This is a genomic window from Myroides sp. N17-2 (assembly GCF_002286775.1).
GTDB lineage: Bacteria > Bacteroidota > Bacteroidia > Flavobacteriales > Flavobacteriaceae > Flavobacterium.
In genome coordinates, this window is sequence record NZ_NSGJ01000006.1 from 58,681 (window position 1) to 77,749 (window position 19,069).

The 19,069-nt window shown below is 34.7% G+C and carries 17 protein-coding genes; 11 read left to right on the forward strand and 6 right to left on the reverse strand.

Annotation, left to right across the window (positions count from 1 at the left end):
* Positions 1–28: 28 nt before the first annotated feature.
* Together CF599_RS04250 and CF599_RS04255 are read right to left on the reverse strand one after the other, a co-directional pair.
* The gene (locus tag CF599_RS04250) at positions 29–3,109 is read right to left on the reverse strand and encodes a DUF2339 domain-containing protein (protein ID WP_121964802.1); all 3,081 of its coding nucleotides are present in this window, start codon (positions 3,107–3,109) and stop codon (positions 29–31) included.
* Between the two features lie 367 nt (positions 3,110–3,476).
* The gene (locus tag CF599_RS04255) at positions 3,477–3,803 is read right to left on the reverse strand and encodes a DUF4870 domain-containing protein (protein WP_121964803.1); all 327 of its coding nucleotides are present in this window, start codon (positions 3,801–3,803) and stop codon (positions 3,477–3,479) included.
* Between the two features lie 397 nt (positions 3,804–4,200).
* Between CF599_RS04255 and CF599_RS04260 the strand changes: the two genes are divergently transcribed.
* The 5 genes from CF599_RS04260 to CF599_RS04280 all read left to right on the forward strand — a co-directional run bounded on the left by CF599_RS04260 (position 4,201) and on the right by CF599_RS04280 (position 8,096).
* Positions 4,201–5,559 (forward strand): rhodanese-related sulfurtransferase, encoded by a 1,359-nt coding sequence (locus CF599_RS04260; protein WP_121964804.1) that lies wholly within the window; start codon positions 4,201–4,203, stop codon positions 5,557–5,559.
* A gap of 9 nt (positions 5,560–5,568) precedes the next feature.
* Positions 5,569–6,810 carry a peptidase U32 family protein gene (locus CF599_RS04265; RefSeq protein ID WP_121964805.1) on the forward strand — a complete coding sequence of 414 codons (1,242 nt, stop codon included), beginning with the start codon at positions 5,569–5,571 and terminating at the stop codon, positions 6,808–6,810.
* The gene (locus CF599_RS04270; protein ID WP_121964806.1) at positions 6,810–7,040 is read left to right on the forward strand and encodes a ferredoxin; all 231 of its coding nucleotides are present in this window, start codon (positions 6,810–6,812) and stop codon (positions 7,038–7,040) included. The genes CF599_RS04265 and CF599_RS04270 overlap by 1 nt, the downstream gene beginning before the upstream one ends.
* 1 nt (position 7,041) lies before the next feature.
* Entirely contained in the window at positions 7,042–7,398 is a 357-nt protein-coding gene (locus CF599_RS04275; protein WP_121964870.1) for an arsenate reductase family protein, read from the forward strand.
* A 170-nt stretch (positions 7,399–7,568) separates the two neighbouring features.
* Positions 7,569–8,096, forward strand: a complete 528-nt coding sequence (locus CF599_RS04280) for a dihydrofolate reductase family protein (RefSeq protein ID WP_121964807.1) — start codon at positions 7,569–7,571, stop codon at positions 8,094–8,096.
* A gap of 1,290 nt (positions 8,097–9,386) precedes the next feature.
* Here the strand turns inward: CF599_RS04280 and CF599_RS04285 are convergent.
* On the reverse strand, positions 9,387–9,689 hold the full coding sequence (locus CF599_RS04285; RefSeq protein ID WP_121964808.1) for a GIY-YIG nuclease family protein: 303 nt from the start codon (positions 9,687–9,689) through the stop codon (positions 9,387–9,389).
* 295 nt (positions 9,690–9,984) lie between these two features.
* Here CF599_RS04285 and CF599_RS04290 point away from each other — a divergent pair, with 295 nt between their 5' ends.
* The 6 genes from CF599_RS04290 (at position 9,985) to CF599_RS04315 (ending at position 15,926) form a co-directional block, all read left to right on the forward strand.
* Entirely contained in the window at positions 9,985–10,833 is an 849-nt protein-coding gene (locus tag CF599_RS04290; protein ID WP_121964809.1) for a YicC/YloC family endoribonuclease, read from the forward strand.
* Between the two features lie 30 nt (positions 10,834–10,863).
* On the forward strand, positions 10,864–11,433 hold the full coding sequence (gene gmk / locus CF599_RS04295; RefSeq protein ID WP_121964810.1) for a guanylate kinase: 570 nt from the start codon (positions 10,864–10,866) through the stop codon (positions 11,431–11,433).
* Between the two features lie 12 nt (positions 11,434–11,445).
* Complete coding sequence (gene nadD / locus CF599_RS04300) at positions 11,446–12,033, forward strand: nicotinate (nicotinamide) nucleotide adenylyltransferase (protein ID WP_121964811.1); 588 nt, start codon at positions 11,446–11,448, stop codon at positions 12,031–12,033.
* Positions 12,034–12,103: 70 nt separating this feature from the next.
* Entirely contained in the window at positions 12,104–13,261 is a 1,158-nt protein-coding gene (locus CF599_RS04305; RefSeq protein WP_121964812.1) for an iron-containing alcohol dehydrogenase, read from the forward strand.
* A gap of 479 nt (positions 13,262–13,740) precedes the next feature.
* Positions 13,741–14,736 carry an NAD(P)H-dependent glycerol-3-phosphate dehydrogenase gene (locus tag CF599_RS04310; RefSeq protein WP_121964813.1) on the forward strand — a complete coding sequence of 332 codons (996 nt, stop codon included), beginning with the start codon at positions 13,741–13,743 and terminating at the stop codon, positions 14,734–14,736.
* A gap of 197 nt (positions 14,737–14,933) precedes the next feature.
* On the forward strand, positions 14,934–15,926 hold the full coding sequence (locus CF599_RS04315) for a TerC family protein (RefSeq protein WP_121964814.1): 993 nt from the start codon (positions 14,934–14,936) through the stop codon (positions 15,924–15,926).
* Between the two features lie 128 nt (positions 15,927–16,054).
* Here the strand turns inward: CF599_RS04315 and CF599_RS04320 are convergent, their stop codons facing one another.
* The 3 genes from CF599_RS04320 to CF599_RS04330 all read right to left on the reverse strand — a co-directional run bounded on the left by CF599_RS04320 (position 16,055) and on the right by CF599_RS04330 (position 18,835).
* Complete coding sequence (locus CF599_RS04320) at positions 16,055–17,767, reverse strand: glycoside hydrolase family 32 protein (RefSeq protein WP_121964815.1); 1,713 nt, start codon at positions 17,765–17,767, stop codon at positions 16,055–16,057.
* Between the two features lie 133 nt (positions 17,768–17,900).
* Entirely contained in the window at positions 17,901–18,326 is a 426-nt protein-coding gene (locus CF599_RS04325; protein ID WP_121964816.1) for a c-type cytochrome, read from the reverse strand.
* Between the two features lie 101 nt (positions 18,327–18,427).
* The gene (locus CF599_RS04330) at positions 18,428–18,835 is read right to left on the reverse strand and encodes a hypothetical protein (protein WP_121964817.1); all 408 of its coding nucleotides are present in this window, start codon (positions 18,833–18,835) and stop codon (positions 18,428–18,430) included.
* Positions 18,836–19,069: the final 234 nt, after the last annotated feature.

Below are 19,069 nucleotides of genomic sequence, written 5' to 3' on the forward strand. Positions count from 1 at the left end.
ATATGTATTCTATTGGTAATCTAAAGTGTTATTGATTATCTGTTGACTCTTTATCCTTTACAAGTCTTTTTATGCGTTCAAGCAAGAAAGATACGATTAGTAAAATTAGTCCTAGCAATACAAATGACGCTATACGTCCTCCTTGTGACATATCCCAAACATCGTAAGCATAGAACTTAAGTATAATGACACTAAAACTGATTAGTGAAAGTTTGCGATAATAAGCTTTATTCTGTACAATACCTAAAATCATAATACCCATAGATAGTAGCCCCCATAGTATCGGATACCCTATCGTGTGTACGTTAGATAGTATGTGACTGTAAGTGCTAGACGTACCGAATGCCCAGACAACTGCGTTGTCTAATTGTACTGAACACAGTAGAACAATTGTATAGAAGAGTACTGTATGTACTGTATTCTTCGTAGAGTCATCACCTATATTCGCTTTACTACACCATAATGAGTAATAAAGGTAGGCTAGCCCTATCATTGGCAATATATGGATACCAAAAGTACTAGTGATATAATTCTCATTTACGTAGATAGAGTTTCTAAGTGTGTAGACCTGTATTAAATACAGTAGCGTTAGAACTCCTGTTATAATTAGCTTAGGATAGTATTGTTTATCTATTTGCTTATTGCGGTGAATGTATGCTATACTTGCTACATAAATAATCATATAGGTCAGCAAGATGAAGTTTCTCACATCCATCACTGGGTATTGTACAGTTCTTTGTAATTCTACACGGACAGTGAACTGATAGAATAGTTCTATAAAAGGAACTAAGAATGCTAGTATATAAATACCATAAAAAAACACTCTTTCTACTGTTCTGGTGTCTATAAATGAGATGAATTTAATACCGTGTGTATCGTATTCATCAATGTTAGTTTTTCGTAATATTTGGTATGCAGCTATAGTAGCAGCTAGTAAACTCAATCCTGTTATAGTAAATGAGTTTAATATTATTTTTAGAGGTTTAAATGACAGATTAGAATCAGGAGCTAGATAAGTCATATAGCCACCTAGCTGTGTTAGGTCTATTATATACGATATAACAGCTAATATAGCGATAATCATATAGCCTAATCTGAATATATTTACTTTCGTTTTTGTCCAGATCCATAGTAGTACCACTATCTCTACAGCCCATACTACGGTGATGTATATACCATCTAGTTGAAGAGGTATTGCTAGTGATACAAGTCCTACTGTTATAGCAAGTAAAGTATAGTTGATAGACTTATCGACTTGTTTTGTTTTTAATCTTACCAATATAGCTAATGCAATACCGTTTAGTAAGGCTAAGAATATAGTAGCCACTCCTAGATAGTTTGCTCCATCGTGGTTAGCGAATATTCTAAAGTAGTAATATAGCGTAACAGTGTTAATCGTGAAGAGGTAGAATAACTGCATAGAGTCTATCTCATCTTCTTTTGTACGGATATAACGTACAAGGATTAACAGCATAAATTGGATGAATAGTAAAGTGGCGAAGATTGACTCTCCTACGATATATTCAGGTTTATGTGAAGTGGTTAACCAAGTCAACATATAGAGAGTCGTTAGTACAAAACTAAACTTGTCTACCACATACCAATTGTTTCTAATAGCAACGACTAGAATTCCTGTATTTAATAGTAATACATAGGTGAATAGAACGATGTAATTACCTTGACCTGTACTGACCATTAATGGGGCTAACATCCCTCCGATGAAAGCAAAGATAGCAAGCTCTTGTCTATTGTAATTAATGGATAACAATATAGCAAAGAGGGTAATAACAATCAAGATAATAAAGGCAGTAAGTTGACTAAATATCTCATACTCTCTAAAGGCTAGCGTTATGGTAATATAGAATATCGCAAAACCTCCACCTACTAGTACAGAAGAGAAAGCGTGGTATTTCTCTTTCATTTTATGTGCCACACCAATGATACCGGCGCCTATAACCATTCCTAGAGACACACGACCGATCTCGTTAATCCACTCTTGATCGATAGCGTACTTCACGAAGAACCCTATCCCTAGCACTAAGGTGATAATACCAATGGCATTTAGCCAATTGACATTCTTTAGTTTCTCTATAAAATCATCAGGATTAGGTGTGCTCGCTATTACCTCTACACGCGGTTTATTTTGTGGTATAGGAGGTGGTGTAGTTAATATAGGTTCTTCAGCAGGTTTATTGATAGCATCTATAGGAAGTTCCTCTTTAGGCGTATCAATTGTCTCTACAGCTTCAGTTAAGCTTTCTTCATTAGATACATTAATTGCGTCTACAGCCTCAACTATAGTTTCTTCTTTCGGAGCATCAATAATATCTACAACTTCAATAGCAAGCTCATCATTAGATACATTAACAGTTTCTACAACATTAGTTATAGTTTCCTCTTTCGGTGCGTCAATGGCATCAACAGTTTCAGAAACAAGCTCTTCATTAGGAACATTTATAGCCTCTACAACATCAGTTATAGTTTCTTCTTTCGGCGCGTCAATGGCATCTACAGTTTCAGTTACAAGCTCTTCATTAGGAGCATTAATAGCCTCTACAGCTTCAGTTATATCTTCCTCTTTCGCTGTGTCAATAGTATCTACAGTTTCAGTTACAAGCTCTTCATTAGGAGCATTAATAGCCTCTACAGCTTCAGTTTCTTCTTCTTTAGGTGTATTAATAGTTGGAGTTTTAAAAGAAATCGGAGTCAATAGCCTTGGCGCAAGAGAAGAAGTGTTGTCTTGTATCTTTATTGATTCGTCTTTTTGCTCAGGTATATCTATTATAGGAGAAGAGTCAACCTCATATTCAGACTTAACCATAGGAGTTGGCAGAGGATGGGCATCTTCTGTTACTTCGACTATAGGAGCTTGAGTAGGAATATACTCAACAGCTCTTTTATTAGCTATCTTCTCGATATTTGTGTTTACAGAATCAAGTGTTCGACTTATTTTACTGAACTGTTCAACCATTTTCATAGTTGCCTGCGTCAAGTCATTTAAAGTGTTATTCTGTGCTTTTTTTTTCTCTAAGAACTCAGTGACTTTGTTGTTTATAATGATCACTAGTATCACTAAGCCTAATAAAAGCATAAAAGATAAAACCTCCATATAATATAGTTTAACTCATCACAGTAATAACGAAACAGGCTTTTATAAATCAGTCTGTATTAAATCGTTGTTATTACTTTAGTAATGATGAAATGTTAAGTAAATTTAACTATAATAGTATTAAGTTGTTAATATAGGAAGTTATTTATTTGCTTTTCATAGTGTTTAATGCCAAGGAATGTTGAATGAGATTAGGCTTTTTAATAGTATATGAAAGATCTCTAACCAAGTAAATAACGATTGTATGCTACTAATTATTCTAATAACATTAAGATATTGTAAGGAGAACAAGTGGCGTAAATTTGGCGTATAAAAAAAGGTGCGTGATAAACTATCACGCACCTTTATATATGTTTTAGGTATTTACTTAATTTAGAAAAGTAAACGCTTTATCAGCCCAAGCACCAATAAGTGGTAGTGGCTTTTGTTTTGCACTTGCAGCATTAATAACACCAATTAACCAAAATACAAAAAGCACTAAATAAAGGAAACTTAATATCCCTGCTAAAGTTGGAACTATTCTAGAAACTATGTTTATAATAATTCCTAAACTGAATGTAAGGACTAGTAATCCGAATGATTGTTTTAAGTGGTATTTTAATAAATCATCTGCTTTTTCTTTTCCAACAAAGAATGAAACTAACCATCCGATTAGTGTGAAGTAAGATACAATAGATAAAGTTTTGTTATCCATAATCAATTTTTTAAATTAAACTTTCTTTTTATAATACAAAGGTTAATAAAATTATAATAAGAACTACTATGTTTTTCAATAAAATATTAATAATGTGAACTATATTGTTTGTTATTTGGTTTGAAATAGCTGTTTTCGGGGAGTTTTAGGTGTTATTTGTTAATACTGCGAAATCATTATTTTGTTAGTTTTTTGATAAAACACATTCTAATCTAGTCTTTGATTCTAGTAAGATGTCTGTTTTCTAACAATAAAACTAATAGTATGAATGACAGTATTTTAATTTAAAAACATGAGACTTGTCAGTTAATTATTAAATCGAAGTATTATCTTTGCACCGAAATTCTTCCATTTAGGGTTTCAAATACATAATAATCTACACTTAAAAGTTTATAGCATGCAACTGTATAACACATTAAGCGCAGAAGAGAGAGCAGATCTTATCGAGCAAGCGGGAGAGAACCGTTTGACTTTGTCTTTCTATGCGTACGCCAAAATAGAAAACCCACAACAATTTAGAGACGAGTTATTCCTAGCATGGGATGCATTAGACGCTTTAGGACGTACTTATGTAGCGCATGAAGGTATTAATGCTCAGATGTCTGTACCTGCATCACAGTTTGACGCATTTAGAGATACGCTAGAGCAATATGACTTTATGAAGGGTATCCGTCTGAATGTTGCCGTTGAGCAAGATGATTTGTCTTTCTTAAAACTAACAGTTAAAGTTAGAAATAAGATTGTAGCAGATGGTCTGAATGACAATACATTCGATGTTACAAATAAGGGAATTCACTTAAAGGCAAAAGAATTTAATTCATTATTAGAAGATCCAAACACTGTAGTAGTTGATTTCCGTAATCACTATGAGAGTGAAGTAGGACATTTCGTTGGAGCTATCACACCTGATGTGGATACTTTCAGAGAATCACTACCTATCATTAAAGACCAACTAGAAGACATTAAGGAAGAAAAGAACTTACTGATGTACTGTACAGGTGGTATCCGCTGCGAGAAGGCATCTGCTTACTTTAGACATCATGGGTTTAAGAATGTGTACCAACTAGAAGGAGGTATCATTGAATACACACGTCAAGTAAAAGCAGAGGGACTAGAAAGTAAATTCATCGGAAAGAACTTCGTGTTTGACCACCGTTTAGGAGAGCGCATCACAGATGATATTATCTCTAACTGTCACCAATGTGGTAAGCCATGTGATACACATGTGAACTGTGCGAATGAAGCTTGTCACCTATTGTTTATTCAATGTGATGAGTGTGCTGAGAAAATGCACGGATGCTGCTCAGACCCATGTTTAGATATTATCCAATTGCCAGAAGATGAACAAAAGCGCTTGCGTCAAGGTGTTCAGAAGGGTAATCTTATCTTTAAGAAAGGTCGTTCAGAGAATCTTGAGTTCCAAAAGGAGCGTAATGTATTCGAAGAGATTAAAGCGGTTAAGGTTAGCGCAGTAACACAGATTCGCAAGAAACAAGTGGAACGCAAAGTACTTATCGGTTCAGCACAACACTACTTTACTAAAGCTAGTGTGGTACAGTTTATTGTAGACAAGGAGTTGAATATAGGAGATAAAATCGCTATCGTAGGGCCTACGACAGGAGATGAACGTCTAACTATAGAGAAGATGATGGTGAATGGTGTGGAAGTTAGCACAGCTAATAATGGAGATAAAATGACTATGGAAGTAGGATTCCGTATTCGTAAGAACGACCAATTGTTTAAATTAACAGAATAGATAAAGAATATGACAGTTTCAGGAAGAGTAGAGCTTATGGCTCCTGCAGGTAACTTCGAGTCTTTACAGGCAGCATTAGATAACGGTGCAGACTCAGTATATTTCGGAGTAGACCAATTAAATATGCGTGCACGTTCAACAGTGAACTTCTCTATAGATGATTTAGAGGAGATCGCTAGACGATGTAAAGAGAAGAATGTACGTACCTATTTGACGTTAAACACTATCGTTTATGACCACGATTTATCAGTGGTAAAGACTTTGTTAAACAAAGCAAAAGAGGCAGGGCTTACAGCAGTTATTGCATCTGATCAGGCAGTTATTGCTTCAGCAAGAGCTATTGGATTAGAAGTGCATATCTCTACTCAACTTAATGTGACAAACATTGAAACTGTTAAGTTTTATAGCTTATTCGCTGATACGATCGTGCTTTCTCGTGAGCTAAGCTTACGCCAAGTGAAAATGATCACTGAAGGTATCGAACGCGAACAAGTAAAAGGACCATCAGGTAACCTTGTCGAAATAGAAATATTCGGTCATGGTGCATTGTGTATGGCTGTATCAGGTAAATGTTATCTAAGTCTACATTCTCATAACTCTTCTGCTAATAGAGGAGCATGTAAGCAAAACTGCCGTAAGAAATATACAGTTATCGATCAAGAAACAGGTTTTGAGATAGAGATAGATAACGAGTATATGATGTCTCCTAAAGATTTATGTACATTAGACTTCTTAGATCAAGTGATCGAGGCAGGTACTAAAGTATTAAAGATCGAGGGTAGAGGTAGAGCTCCTGAGTATGTAGCTACTGTGATTCGTACTTACCGTGAGGCTATAGATGCTGTAGCTGATGGAACATACTCTCAAGAGAAAGTAACTGAGTGGATGAAAGCACTAGAGACGGTATATAATCGCGGTTTTTGGAGTGGATATTACTTAGGACAGAAGCTTGGTGAGTGGAGTGATAATCCAGGAAGTAATGCTACCCAAAAGAAAGTATATGTAGGTAAAGCTGCCCATTATTTCCAAAAAGCGTCTATCGGAGAGTTTAAGATTGAAGCATATGATATTAAGGAAGGGGATAGAATTCTTATCACCGGACCTAGTACAGGTGCACAAGAACTTGTGATAGATGAGTTATTTGTAAATGAGCAAAAAGTAGAGAAGGCGACTAAGGGAGATGATTGTACAATCAAATTGCCTTTTAGAATACGCCTATCTGACAAACTATATAAAATAGTGGAAGCATAATGGTTATAGTTACTTTACAGCGAGATAAGTGTATCGGGTGTAATTATTGTGTTGAGGTAGCCCCTCAGCAGTTCCAAATGTCTAAGAAGGATGGAAAGACAGTTTTATTAAAATCTGTCAATAACAAGGGGTTTCATACGCTGAAATCATCTGATTATACTATCTTAGACAGCTGTGAACAGGCAGAGAAAGTGTGTCCTGTACACATCATCACTGTAAAAGATGTATAATATGAGAAAGATATATTATTTAAGTACTTGTAGCACATGTAAGCGTATTCTTGGTGAAATGCCAGAACTCGATACATTTGAATTACAAGAGATCAAGAAGAATCCAGTAACCAATGCTCAGTTGGAAGAGATGTACGCGGTAGTAGGTAGTTATGAAAAACTGTTTAATAAACGTGCTCAACTCTATAAAAGCGAAGGGCTAAAGGATAAGAATCTTCAAGAAGAGGACTACAGAAAGCTTATTTTAGAGCAGTACACTTTTCTTAATCGCCCTGTGATGATTATTGATGATAACATCTATGTAGGGAATAGCAAGAAAGTAGTAGAAGCTGCGATGGAACAAGTAAAGAATAAATAAATAGAGAAGAGTCAGCATACCGCTGACTCTTTTTTTGTTTCAGTTTGACATTAGTTATTGTCATTAATAGCTGATACTGACGTTTCAGAAGGCTTTTTTACCGTTTAGAGTAAGTTTATGTGAGTAGTGGGATTAAAATAACGACTTTTGGTATTCTAAAGCGACGTTTTATGAGAGAGGTAGTTTTATATATTTCGTGTAGTTTAGATGGATACATTGCTAAGCCGGGAGATGATTTGAGTTTCTTAGATGCAGTGCAGATAGAAGGAGAGGATTATGGGTATACCGCATTTACTGATAGTATAGATACTGTATTAATAGGTAAGCGTACGTATGATTGGGTAGTTAGTCAAGGACAGGGATTTCACCATGCGGATAAGGAAACGTATGTGATGACAAGGCAAAACTTACCAAGTGAGGGAAATGTAACATTCTATAATGGTGATTTAAAAGAATTAGTAGTTAATCTTAAAGCCAAGGAAGGGAAAGATATATTCTGTGATGGGGGCGCGCAGTTAGCGAATAGATTACTAAAGGATAAATTGATAGATAAGATTATTTTGTCTGTGATACCAGTGGTGTTAGGAGCAGGAACACGATTATTTAATGAGGGTATTCCTGAACAAAGATTAGTGTTATTAGATTCTAATGCTTTCAAATCAGGATTAGTACAACTTACGTATAAAGTAGAAAAGTAATAAAACAGGCTAATATAGATACTTGTTTTTAGCATATAATTGAACCAATACTTCGCCGGTTCTATAAAAGTAAACTAGTGACTTTAGGTAGCCTTAAAGTTTTAAGTTTTGTGTAAGTAAACTTCGTTGACTTTTACGAGTCAATTAATTAGGTTTTTATTTAATGTTTTGAGCTAAGACACCTAGTGTCTTAGCTTTTATTTTTACAGGTAATTATTTGTTAATTAGTTATTTATGTATTTTTTGTAATTATTTTCAAAACAAAGTGTGACCAAATGTGAACTTTGTTGTCTTAATATTGAAAACGAAAGGGAAGAATTGCTATCATACCTTTGTAAAAAGAAAAGAAAGAAAAGTTTTAAGTACTTGGGGGTTAAATTAAAACATAAGATTTAAGGTTAGGTTGTTTTAGTAAGGAATTTAATTCACATAGTTTCGGCGCAATATGCTAAACTATTGCTGACTTTGTAGATTGTGGTGGTCTAAATAAGGACTTAGAAGGCGTAGTTCATAGTTATGGTTGTTTTGGTTATCTCCTATTTAGGCGACGAAACGAATTATAGTAGGAGTATAAAGATACAAAAGAGAGCTTACGGGCTCTCTTTGTTTTTTAGGACTATTAGACTTTTTGTATCTTAATTTACAGCAAAATTTAAGGGTGTAGTAAAAAGGATGGAATTTAATATGTATCTTTGTAAAGTATTGAATGTTAGTGTTCAGTAATTTTTTTAGGCCAATCTTCGAGGCTAATAGTTAAAAATAATCAGATCAAACGTTAATAGGGAGAAATAGGCATTTTTATGCAGTTTTGGTTCGAGTGAGTCCATAGTGAGTCCATAATGAGTCCATAGTGACTCCATTAAAACGAGCTTTTTAATGGAGTCATTATGCACACACGATGGTATCAATGTACTTTCATATAAAGCCAGATAGTAACTTCATAGATAGGGAAGGGTAATAAAATAAGGTGGTTTATTTTTCTTGAGATAAGTAATACAATCTATAGTCCTTATAAGAGTTAAGGGCTTTGATTTATAATGAGATAGGAATGATAATCGAACTGCAAAAGGTACGGTTTTATTGTGTGGCTTCTTATCTTTCTGAAATAATAGCATTAGATATGTGCTTTAATAGTTGGATGTAGAGTATTTTGGATACAATATCCATTCAGTTTGTCACCCTGAGGAACGAAGGGTCTCACTAGTAATTCTAACAAACACTATATTTAATATAATGTGACCCTTCCTGCCGTCAGGGTGACAATAGCATCGGATAAATATGGCGATTTTATTACAAGAGAATAGTTTCTAAATATGGATTTATAGTTTTTATTAAGGCTATCTTTTTATCTTTTTTCCACCCTTTTAGTTCCTTTTCACGTGTGATAGCGTTATTTATATAGATTGACTGTTCATAATATACTAATTCTATAACATTGTATTTTGCAGTAAAACACGAAGTGTTTGTTTTGTTTATATGCTCGTATACTCTTCTTTGTAAGTCATTTGTTACCCCTATATAGAACGTTGTTCTATATTTATTTGTTAAAATATAGGTATAATAAAAACCCCTGTTATCAGTGTATAAATTCATATTGAATTAGTGTTTGTGTTGTTTGATTCCATATCTAGGTTTTTTACTAAGATAATATTTTTCCCCTATGGATGTTAACCTGTATTAGGTATTCTTTGATTACTTAAGTTTTTTGCCAAGTATTCTTTGATTCCTTACATTCTCTTTTGATGTAGGGCTAACTCTAGCTTTAATAAATTTGTGAAAGATTATAAATATACCCTATTGTAGTCAGTATTTTGTGCTATTTATAAGCTAGTTAGTAATGATTTTCATACCTTTGTAGCTATTATTTTTTTAATATATGATACAATCGATGACAGGATTTGGTAAAGCAAGTTTGCAATTACCAACAAAGAAAATCACAGTAGAAGTAAAATCGCTTAATAGTAAAAGCTTAGATCTAAATGTCAGACTACCATCGACGTATAGAGAGAAAGAGTTACCACTTCGTAACCTTATAGCATCTGAATTAGAGCGTGGTAAAGTTGACTTCTCATTATACAGTGAGATTACAGCTGAGGAGACTTCTAATAAGATCAACGGGCCTATCGTGATGGCATATATTAATCAGATGAAAGATATCATCGCTGATGCTGATACGACAGAACTTATGAAGATGGCTGTGCGTATGCCAGATGCTTTAAAAGTAGAACGTGCTGAACTAGACGAGAACGAATGGAAAGAGATCGAAAAAGTTATCACTGAGGCGATCGCTAATATGAAAGAATTCCGTGCAAGTGAAGGAGCTTCGCTAGAGAAAGACTTTAGACTGCGTATAGGTAATATCCGCAAGTATATGGATGAGGTATCTGAGTTAGATAAAGAACGTATCGTAACTGTAAAAGAGAGATTACGCGCTAATCTAGTGGAACTTCAACTTAATATCGATGAGAATAGATATGAGCAAGAGGTTATCTACTACCTAGAGAAGATGGATATCACAGAGGAAAAAGTACGTCTAAGTAAACACCTTGATTACTTTATTGAAACAATAGAGGGAACTGAAGCGAATGGTCGTAAACTTGGGTTTATCGGTCAGGAGATGGGTCGTGAGATCAATACTATGGGATCTAAATCTAACCACGCTGAGATGCAGAAGATAGTGGTGAAGATGAAAGATGAATTAGAGAAAATTAAAGAGCAGGTACTTAACGTGCTTTAGTAGATATATACAACACGACAGAATATTATTATGCAAAGAGGTAAATTAATCGTCTTTTCTGCGCCATCAGGTTCAGGTAAGACTACGATAGTAAGACATTTATTAGAACAAGAAGATTTGAACTTAGCGTTTTCTATCTCTTGTACATCTCGTGAGCCTAGAGGTGAAGAGGTTAATGGTCAAGACTACTATTTTATTTCTCTTGACGAGTTTAAACAAAACATTAAAGGAGAGAAGTTCTTAGAGTGGGAAGAGGTATATAGAGATAACTTCTATGGTACACTTAGCAGCGAAGTAGAACGTCTATGGGCAGAAGGTAAGAATGTTATATTCGATATCGATGTAGCAGGAGGTCTTCGTATTAAGCGCAAGTTCCCTGAGGAGACTTTAGCTGTATTCGTAAAACCACCTAGTATAGATGAGCTGAAGATTCGTCTAAAGAAACGCTCAACTGAGAGTGAAGATAAGATCAATATGCGTATTGCTAAGGCTTCTGTAGAGTTAGCTACAGCTCCGCAGTTTGATTTGATTATTAAGAATTATGACTTAGATACGGCTAAGAATGAAGCTGTAGAACTAGTGAAGAATTTTATAAAATAAAAGAATAAAGTAATGAAGGTTGGATTGTATTTTGGGACGTTTAATCCGATACACATTGGACATTTAGTGATTGCGAACCATATGGTGCAGTATACTGATCTCGATGAGGTATGGATGGTGGTGACGCCTCATAGTCCACTTAAAAAGAAGAAGGGACTGTTAGAAGATTTCCATAGAATACATATGGTGAACTTAGCAACAGCTGATTATGATTATATCAAACCTTCTGATATAGAGTTTAACTTGCCACAACCGAATTATACTGTCAATACGATGGCGCTCTTGCACGAGCGTTATCCTAAGTATGAGTTTTCGTTATTAATGGGGCAAGATAACTTAGATAGTCTACCTAAATGGAAGAACTTTGATGTCTTATTAGAGCGTTATGCTATCTATGTTTATCCACGAGTATTCGAGGATAGACAGGAAGAGAATCCTCTGCTGAAGCATCCTAATATTCACCTAGTAGAGAATGCTCCTATTATGGAGATTTCAGCTACTTTTATTAGAGATTCGATTAAAGAAGGTAAGAATATTATGCCTTTATTAGATAAAGAGGTTTGGAAGTATATCGACCACAACCTGTTTTATAAGAAATAATTAATACACTAAAAGGAATGCGTTAGCATTCCTTTTTTTAATTTTAGGGTATCATTAAAAGAAAGATGTTATGTTGAATTTCGAATTATATAATCCAACTCGTTTATTATATGGGAAGGGACAAATAGCAGAGATAGCTAATCTTATAGATAAAAAGAGTAAGGTACTTATCGTATACGGAGGTGGTAGTATCAAGATTAATGGAGTGTATGATCAAGTTGTTAAGGCTCTAGAAGGTTTTGAAGTAGTAGAGTTCGCAGGTGTGGAGCCTAATCCTAGATATGAGACTTTAATAAAAGCAGTGGAACTAATCAAGCGTGAGCAGGTTGACTTTATCCTAGGTGTAGGTGGTGGTAGTGTGATTGATGGGGTGAAGTTTATCTCTGCTGCGGTACATTATCAAGGAGATGCAATAGATATTATAAAGAAAAAACTACATGTCAATTGGAAAGCGATGCCGTATGGAGCTATTCTTACTCTGCCTGCTACAGGTAGTGAGATGAACTGTGGAGCTGTGGTGACTATTGATGCTACTAAGGAGAAGTTATCATTCTCAGGAGAAGTACTGTATCCTGTCTTTTCAGTATGTGATCCAACTGTCATAGCCTCTCTTCCTGAGAAGCAAATAGCGAATGGATTAACTGATGCATTTATCCATGTATTAGAACAGTATATTACTTATCCTCAAAATGCTCCGGTACAAGATAGATTTGCTGAGGGGATACTTCAGACACTTATAGAGGTGGCTCCTACAGTCTTAAAAGATCCTACTGATTATGATGCTGCGATGAACTATATGTGGTGCTGTACTATGGCTCTAAATGGGTTAATATCTAAGGGAGTAGTAGAGGATTGGGTGACTCATGCGATAGGACATGAATTAACTGCTCTGTATGGTATAGATCACGGTAGAACATTAGCGATTATTGGGCCTAACTTATATAGAGTGATGTTCGATACGAAGAAAGCGAAGTTAGCGCAGTTCGGTAAGCGTGTATTTAATCTTAGTGGGAGTGAGGATGAGGTAGCGAAGCAGGCAATAGAAGAAATGGTGAAGTTCTTCCACTCACTAGGTATCCATACTAAATTAAGTGATTATACTGATGAGGGAGAGAAAGCAGAAGAATGGATTGTTAACCGTTTTGAAGAAAGAGGATGGATAGCGATGGGAGAACAGAAGAATATCACGCTTGATAGAGTGAGAGAGATAGTGAGAATGAGTTTATAGATAAATAGCACGCTGTCTTTCAGATTAGTGTGTTTTTTTTAAACCCGGAATACGCGATAGACCTATTAACGAGAATGAATTATACAAAACAGCTCTGAATTTATGAAAAAAGCATACTATAGTATGGTTTTAGAAGAAATGAAAGAGATGTAAAGTAGAATTTATTCGTAGTATAGGTCGAATGCGGATTCTGGGTTAAACTTTTTTTTGAAGGAAGTGAATTGGCAGTCTACGTTATATATTGTTAATTTCATCCAAAAGTGTTGATTAAGATTGGAATAAATTGAGTTGTTGTTAATTAGGCTAAAATGTAGATAAGTAAATAAAAGTGTTTTTTAATGACTGCTTTCTGATTGATAGTTAGATATATTTCTCTTTTTATTGAAGATATTACACAATATTTAATCATAAGCTATTATGTATGTAATTGTTTGCAATGTGTTTTTTACTTACTTTTGACCAACTAATAAACTTAGTGTATGAATGAATATCCGAAAATAGCAGTTATAGGTGGTGGGAGTTGGGCTACTGCCATAGTAAAAATGTTGAGTGAGAACCTATCTGAGATAGCATGGTACATGCGCAATGATTCTGCATTAGAAGAGATTAAAGTAAACTTTCACAATCCAAACTATCTTAGTTCTGTGGAGTTCGACGTGGATCAACTAAGACTTACTAATGATATTAATAAGGCTATATCGTATGCAGACTATGTAATCTTCGCTATTCCATCAGCATTTTTATGCCAAGAGATGAGTAGATTACACGTGAGCCTAGAAGGAAAAGTTATCATTTCTGCAATAAAGGGAATTATACCTGAGACAAGTCTTATCGTTGGTGAGCATTTTCATCAGACTTATAATGTACCTTATGAGAATATTGCAGTTTTAACGGGGCCTTGTCACGCTGAGGAAGTTGCATTAGAACGCCTTTCTTATTTGACGATAGCTTGCCAAACAGAAGAATATGCAAAGACAATAGCAAACTGTGTTACAAGTCATTATATCAGAGCGAAAACTACTGATGATATTATTGGAACTGAGTATGCTGCTGTGTTAAAGAATATCTATGCTGTAGCCTGTGGTATTGCACATGGATTAGGGTACGGAGATAACTTCCAAGCATTGCTTATGAGTAATGCTATACGTGAGATGAAGAAGTTCATCAAAAAAGTGCATCGTATGAAGCGTAATATTAATAACTCTGCTTATTTAGGAGATTTATTAGTGACAGGGTATTCTTTGTTCTCTCGTAACCGTATGTTCGGTAATATGATCGGTAAGGGGTATACTGTAAAGTCTGCACAGATGGAGATGAATATGATCGCAGAGGGGTATTATGCTAGTAAAAGTGCCTACGAGCTAAATAAACAATATGGTGCTAAAACACCTATAATCAACGCTGTATATGATATTTTATACAGTGGTAAAGACCCTAAGAAGGTGTTTAGAAAACTAACGGAAAAATTAGATTAAAAAAATAATTAATTCCCCGTGTTTTGTTTTTAAATAAAATATATCGAATAACCTGTTGTATATCAATAGGTTATTTTTTTATTAAGACTTTTGGCAACATAAAAGATAGTTTGTAATTTGTTGATTTAATGTTAGTTATGAGGGTTTCTCTTGGGGGAGAATATTACTTATAGTTTTGTCGAGTTAAAATAAAAAACATGGATCATTTAATTAATCACCCAGTTTTATTAGGGGTATTTGGAGTAGTAGTTATTATTATGCTACTTTTAGACTTAGGAGTATTTAATAGACACAGTCATACTGTGTCAACCAAAGAGGCTATTGTTTGGACAGTAGTATGGATCGGATTAGCAATGTGTTTTAGTGGAGTGATCTATTATTACATGGACTTCGAGAACTTTGCGCGCTTTCAGTCTGCGTATTGGATAGAAAAGGCGCTATCCGTAGATAATTTATTTGTCTTTATACTTGTCTTTACCTTTTTTAAGGTACCAAAAGAATTGCATCACCGTGTATTATTTTGGGGAATTATAGGAGCTTTAGTTTTTAGAGCGATCTTTATTTTTGCCGGAGTTGAGATCATTAATATGACTTATCTACCAGCAATGGATATCTTCGGAATGACTGTTGAAATCAATGCAGTATTAACTATTTTTGGTTTCTTTCTTTTATATTCAGGTGTTAAGTCTTGGTTTGCTAAAGAAGAACATGATGAGAACGAAGACTTGTCTAAAAACTTCGCTGTGCGTTTAGTACACAAGTTCTTTAAAGTAAGTGATGACTATGATGGAGAGAAGTTCTTCACAGTGAAGAATGGTGTACGTATGGTCACTCCTTTATTCGTTGCTCTTATGGTAATTGAGTTTACAGATGTGATCTTTGCGGTAGATAGTATACCTGCTATCTTTGCTATTGCGCCAGACGACCCATTTATCTTGTATACATCTAATATCTTCGCTATATTAGGATTGAGATCATTATACTTCTTGTTAGCTAACTTTATGGATAAGTTCTCTAAGCTTAAGTATGGTCTAGCTATTATCTTATCGTTTATTGGTACGAAGATGATTATATCTCCATTCTATCACGTTGATTCTATGGTATCATTATCTGTTATCGCAGGAGTATTAGTTCTTTCAGTAGTGGCGTCATTTATGTTTCCACCTAAGAAAGCAGAAGTTAGTAAGTAATTAAGGTTATATTTATATTAAAAGCCCCTCTACATGTCGTAGAGGGGCTTTTTGTATATACTGAGTTCCTGTTTTCTATTCTCTGATATAAAGATTGAGAAAGTATCATAGGTTAATATGTTGTCTGTCTATTCCTCCTCGTGAAAACTGTATATTCTAAACTTGGTGATGTCTATTCTTCCGTTCTCTACTATGATATTTAATGTATTATAGGGTTCAGTAGGAAAGATGAGATTCGTCATTGCTGTTTTTCCTTTGTTTATAAATAGTTCTGCAGAGCACTTGTCTATGTATAGTTTTAATTTGTATTTCTTCTCTATCTGTAGAGGAGCAGTTATTTTATGTTTACAAAACTTTTTAGAAAATGAGTGTTCTCCTGTTGTTGATCTATCAATGACAAGCTTGCCTTTGTTTAAGTTGAACGTATATTGTAAAGATTCTCCTACTGTATTTTGTAAGGAAACACGTATTTTAGATGTATTAAGATCTACGATATCGAAGTCAAGTATAAGCTCATATACGCCTTGATTATCATCTAGCAGATATTCTATATCGACAGCTTTATCTACAAGTTGTGTTGGGAACTCTTCTATTCGCTCTCTCTTTTTCTTTAATTCTCTGATTGGATAGCTTTTTACTATCATATGTTCTCCATTGTTTCCTATATCCAATGTACGTGGTAAGGTCATTGCATTTTTAAATGTTTTCGTGGGAAGGATATTAGCATATTGCCAATTGCTCATCCATGCAATATAGAGGGGCTTATCTTTAGGATTATTATGCCATGTCGTACCAGCGTAACAATCTTTACCATAATCTAGCCATAGTGGATAAGGCAATGTCTCTGCGGTAAAAGTTGTACCATCGAAGTTGCCAATGAAGTATTGTGTAGCGCTACCTTTATTAGGACCACCAGCATTAACACTTACTAGAAGTACCCATCTATGTGTTTTGCCATAAGGAAGTTTAAACAAGTCTGGGCATTCCCATACTCCTTTATGTGACCCTATGCCTGAGCCAAATTCGCTTATTAGCGTCCATTCTTTTAGATCAGTAGAGCTATAGAATGAAATGGTAGGGGATGTAGCTAATGACATAATCCATTTATTCGTTTCGGTATGCCAAAATACTTTAGGGTCTCTAAAGTCTGTCTTATCTTCGTTAATTAAGATAGGGTTATGCTCATAGTTAGTAAAAGTATAACCGTCATCTGTACTATAAGCTAGACACTGAGTCTGCGTATCTGCAGCAGCAGTGTATAAGGCGATAATCGCATTCTCTCCAAACCCTGCACAGTTCTGACTATCGATCACAATACTACCAGAATATATAGCCCCTAGTTCATTAGGCACTAAAGCTAAAGGCTGGGTAGTCCAATCTATTAGATTCTCTGAAGTAGCATGGCCCCAGCTCATATTACCCCACTTCATTCCATATGGATTGTGTTGATAGTATAGATGGTAGATGCCTTTATTATAAAATAAACCAACAGGATCATTGATCCAGCCTTCGGGAGAACTATAGTGGTATGTTGGCCTGTGTAATTCAATATCTGGGTGCTCATAAGACTCAGCTTGCTTTATGAATTCTGCAAATGGCAAAAGTGGTTTACTTGTACTAATCTCTATCTCAATTGAGGTATCTATTAGAGTATGTACATCTATTTTAATATAGTATTTAGGAGGCTTATCTGTTATACGAGCATTGAAAGTAAGGAATAGACTTCCTTGATTATCAAGTATCGTAATAGTGTTTTTGTCTTTCTTATCGTTAATCGGAAATAGTAGATATTTTTCAGTAACGTCTAGTTGGAAACTCTGTGTGTCTTTGGTTTTCTTCATTTTGGACTGATTAACTTTGGATTGTGTAATTTATAGCATATTTACAGTTAAATGTAAGAAAAATAAGCAATTGCTTGACAAATAAGACATAAAAAAAGAGCGTATTTCTATCAGAAATACGCTCCTCTTTAATTTATTTTTTTAGTGATTTAGTTGCACTGGTATTGCCTCTATGGCACATCGCACATGTTACTACATCTATTGATTCTGGCTTAGGGTGATTCTCCCAATTAAAATTCTCAGCATTTATCTTCTGAGTCATCGTGATCATATGCCTAGCGAACTCTTTTTCTTTTTTAGTATCCGCAGCGAAGTCTAGTTTGTCAGTTCCTTCGATTTGCGTATGACAATATCCACACTTCACTCCTAATGCATCATTGTAGCCTCTCATTAATCCTTTAAGGCTATCATTAGAGATATCTTGTGGTAATACTTTTAGATTCTTCCATACAGGATCTCCGGCTTTAGTGTCTGTGATTATAGACGAAGAGTTAAAGGAAAATAAGGTGATAAGTATGCCTAAACAACTTAAAATAGCTAACAGGTTCTTTATTTTCATAATAATCAAGTTTTAAGATTGGTAAAGCAATTTAAGTAAACTAACCTTTGGATTGATTATAAATAGAGATGTTGTTAACGATTGTATTTGAGATTGTTATATTACTTAGCTATGATCCCTTTCTTCGTTGTGAATGGCAATGTCGTTAAGTGTTTATCTCCTAAAGTGTCCGCTAAGAAGGTATAGTTCTTATCATAAAGTTTTCCTCCTTGGAAGAATGTTACCATAAACGTATTACTTAATTTGAATACTGATGGGTCTACTAACTCTACACGCACATTCCCTTTTGGAGGGATAGATTTAAACGCATGTCTAAACTGGCTCGTTCCTCTTATTTCTCCATCTATTTCTCCTATAGCTTGTGATACTACTAAGATAGCTTCCATTTCTTCTTCAGAATTATTAAATAAGTATGCATACCAAGAGTCTGCTAAAAACTCTTCGCTGTATTCTTTGATAATCACTAATTCTATATTCTTTACTACCGGTATCTCTATGTCTTTTTTCATTGTATCTATTTTGTTGCAAAGGTAATTTATTTTGATATAAATAACGAGGGAGGTTTTTAAGTGCTTTTTTGGCATTGTTTTTGGATGTATATAGTTGAAAGTTAACTTCATAGTTTTTTGGTTTTTTAGGTTTAGTAGAGCTGTTCTTATATTCAAGAATGGCTCTTTTTTTTGGATGATAAGCTTGTATTGCTAAGGGCAACTTTAATTTATATTGTTTAATACCTACTATAT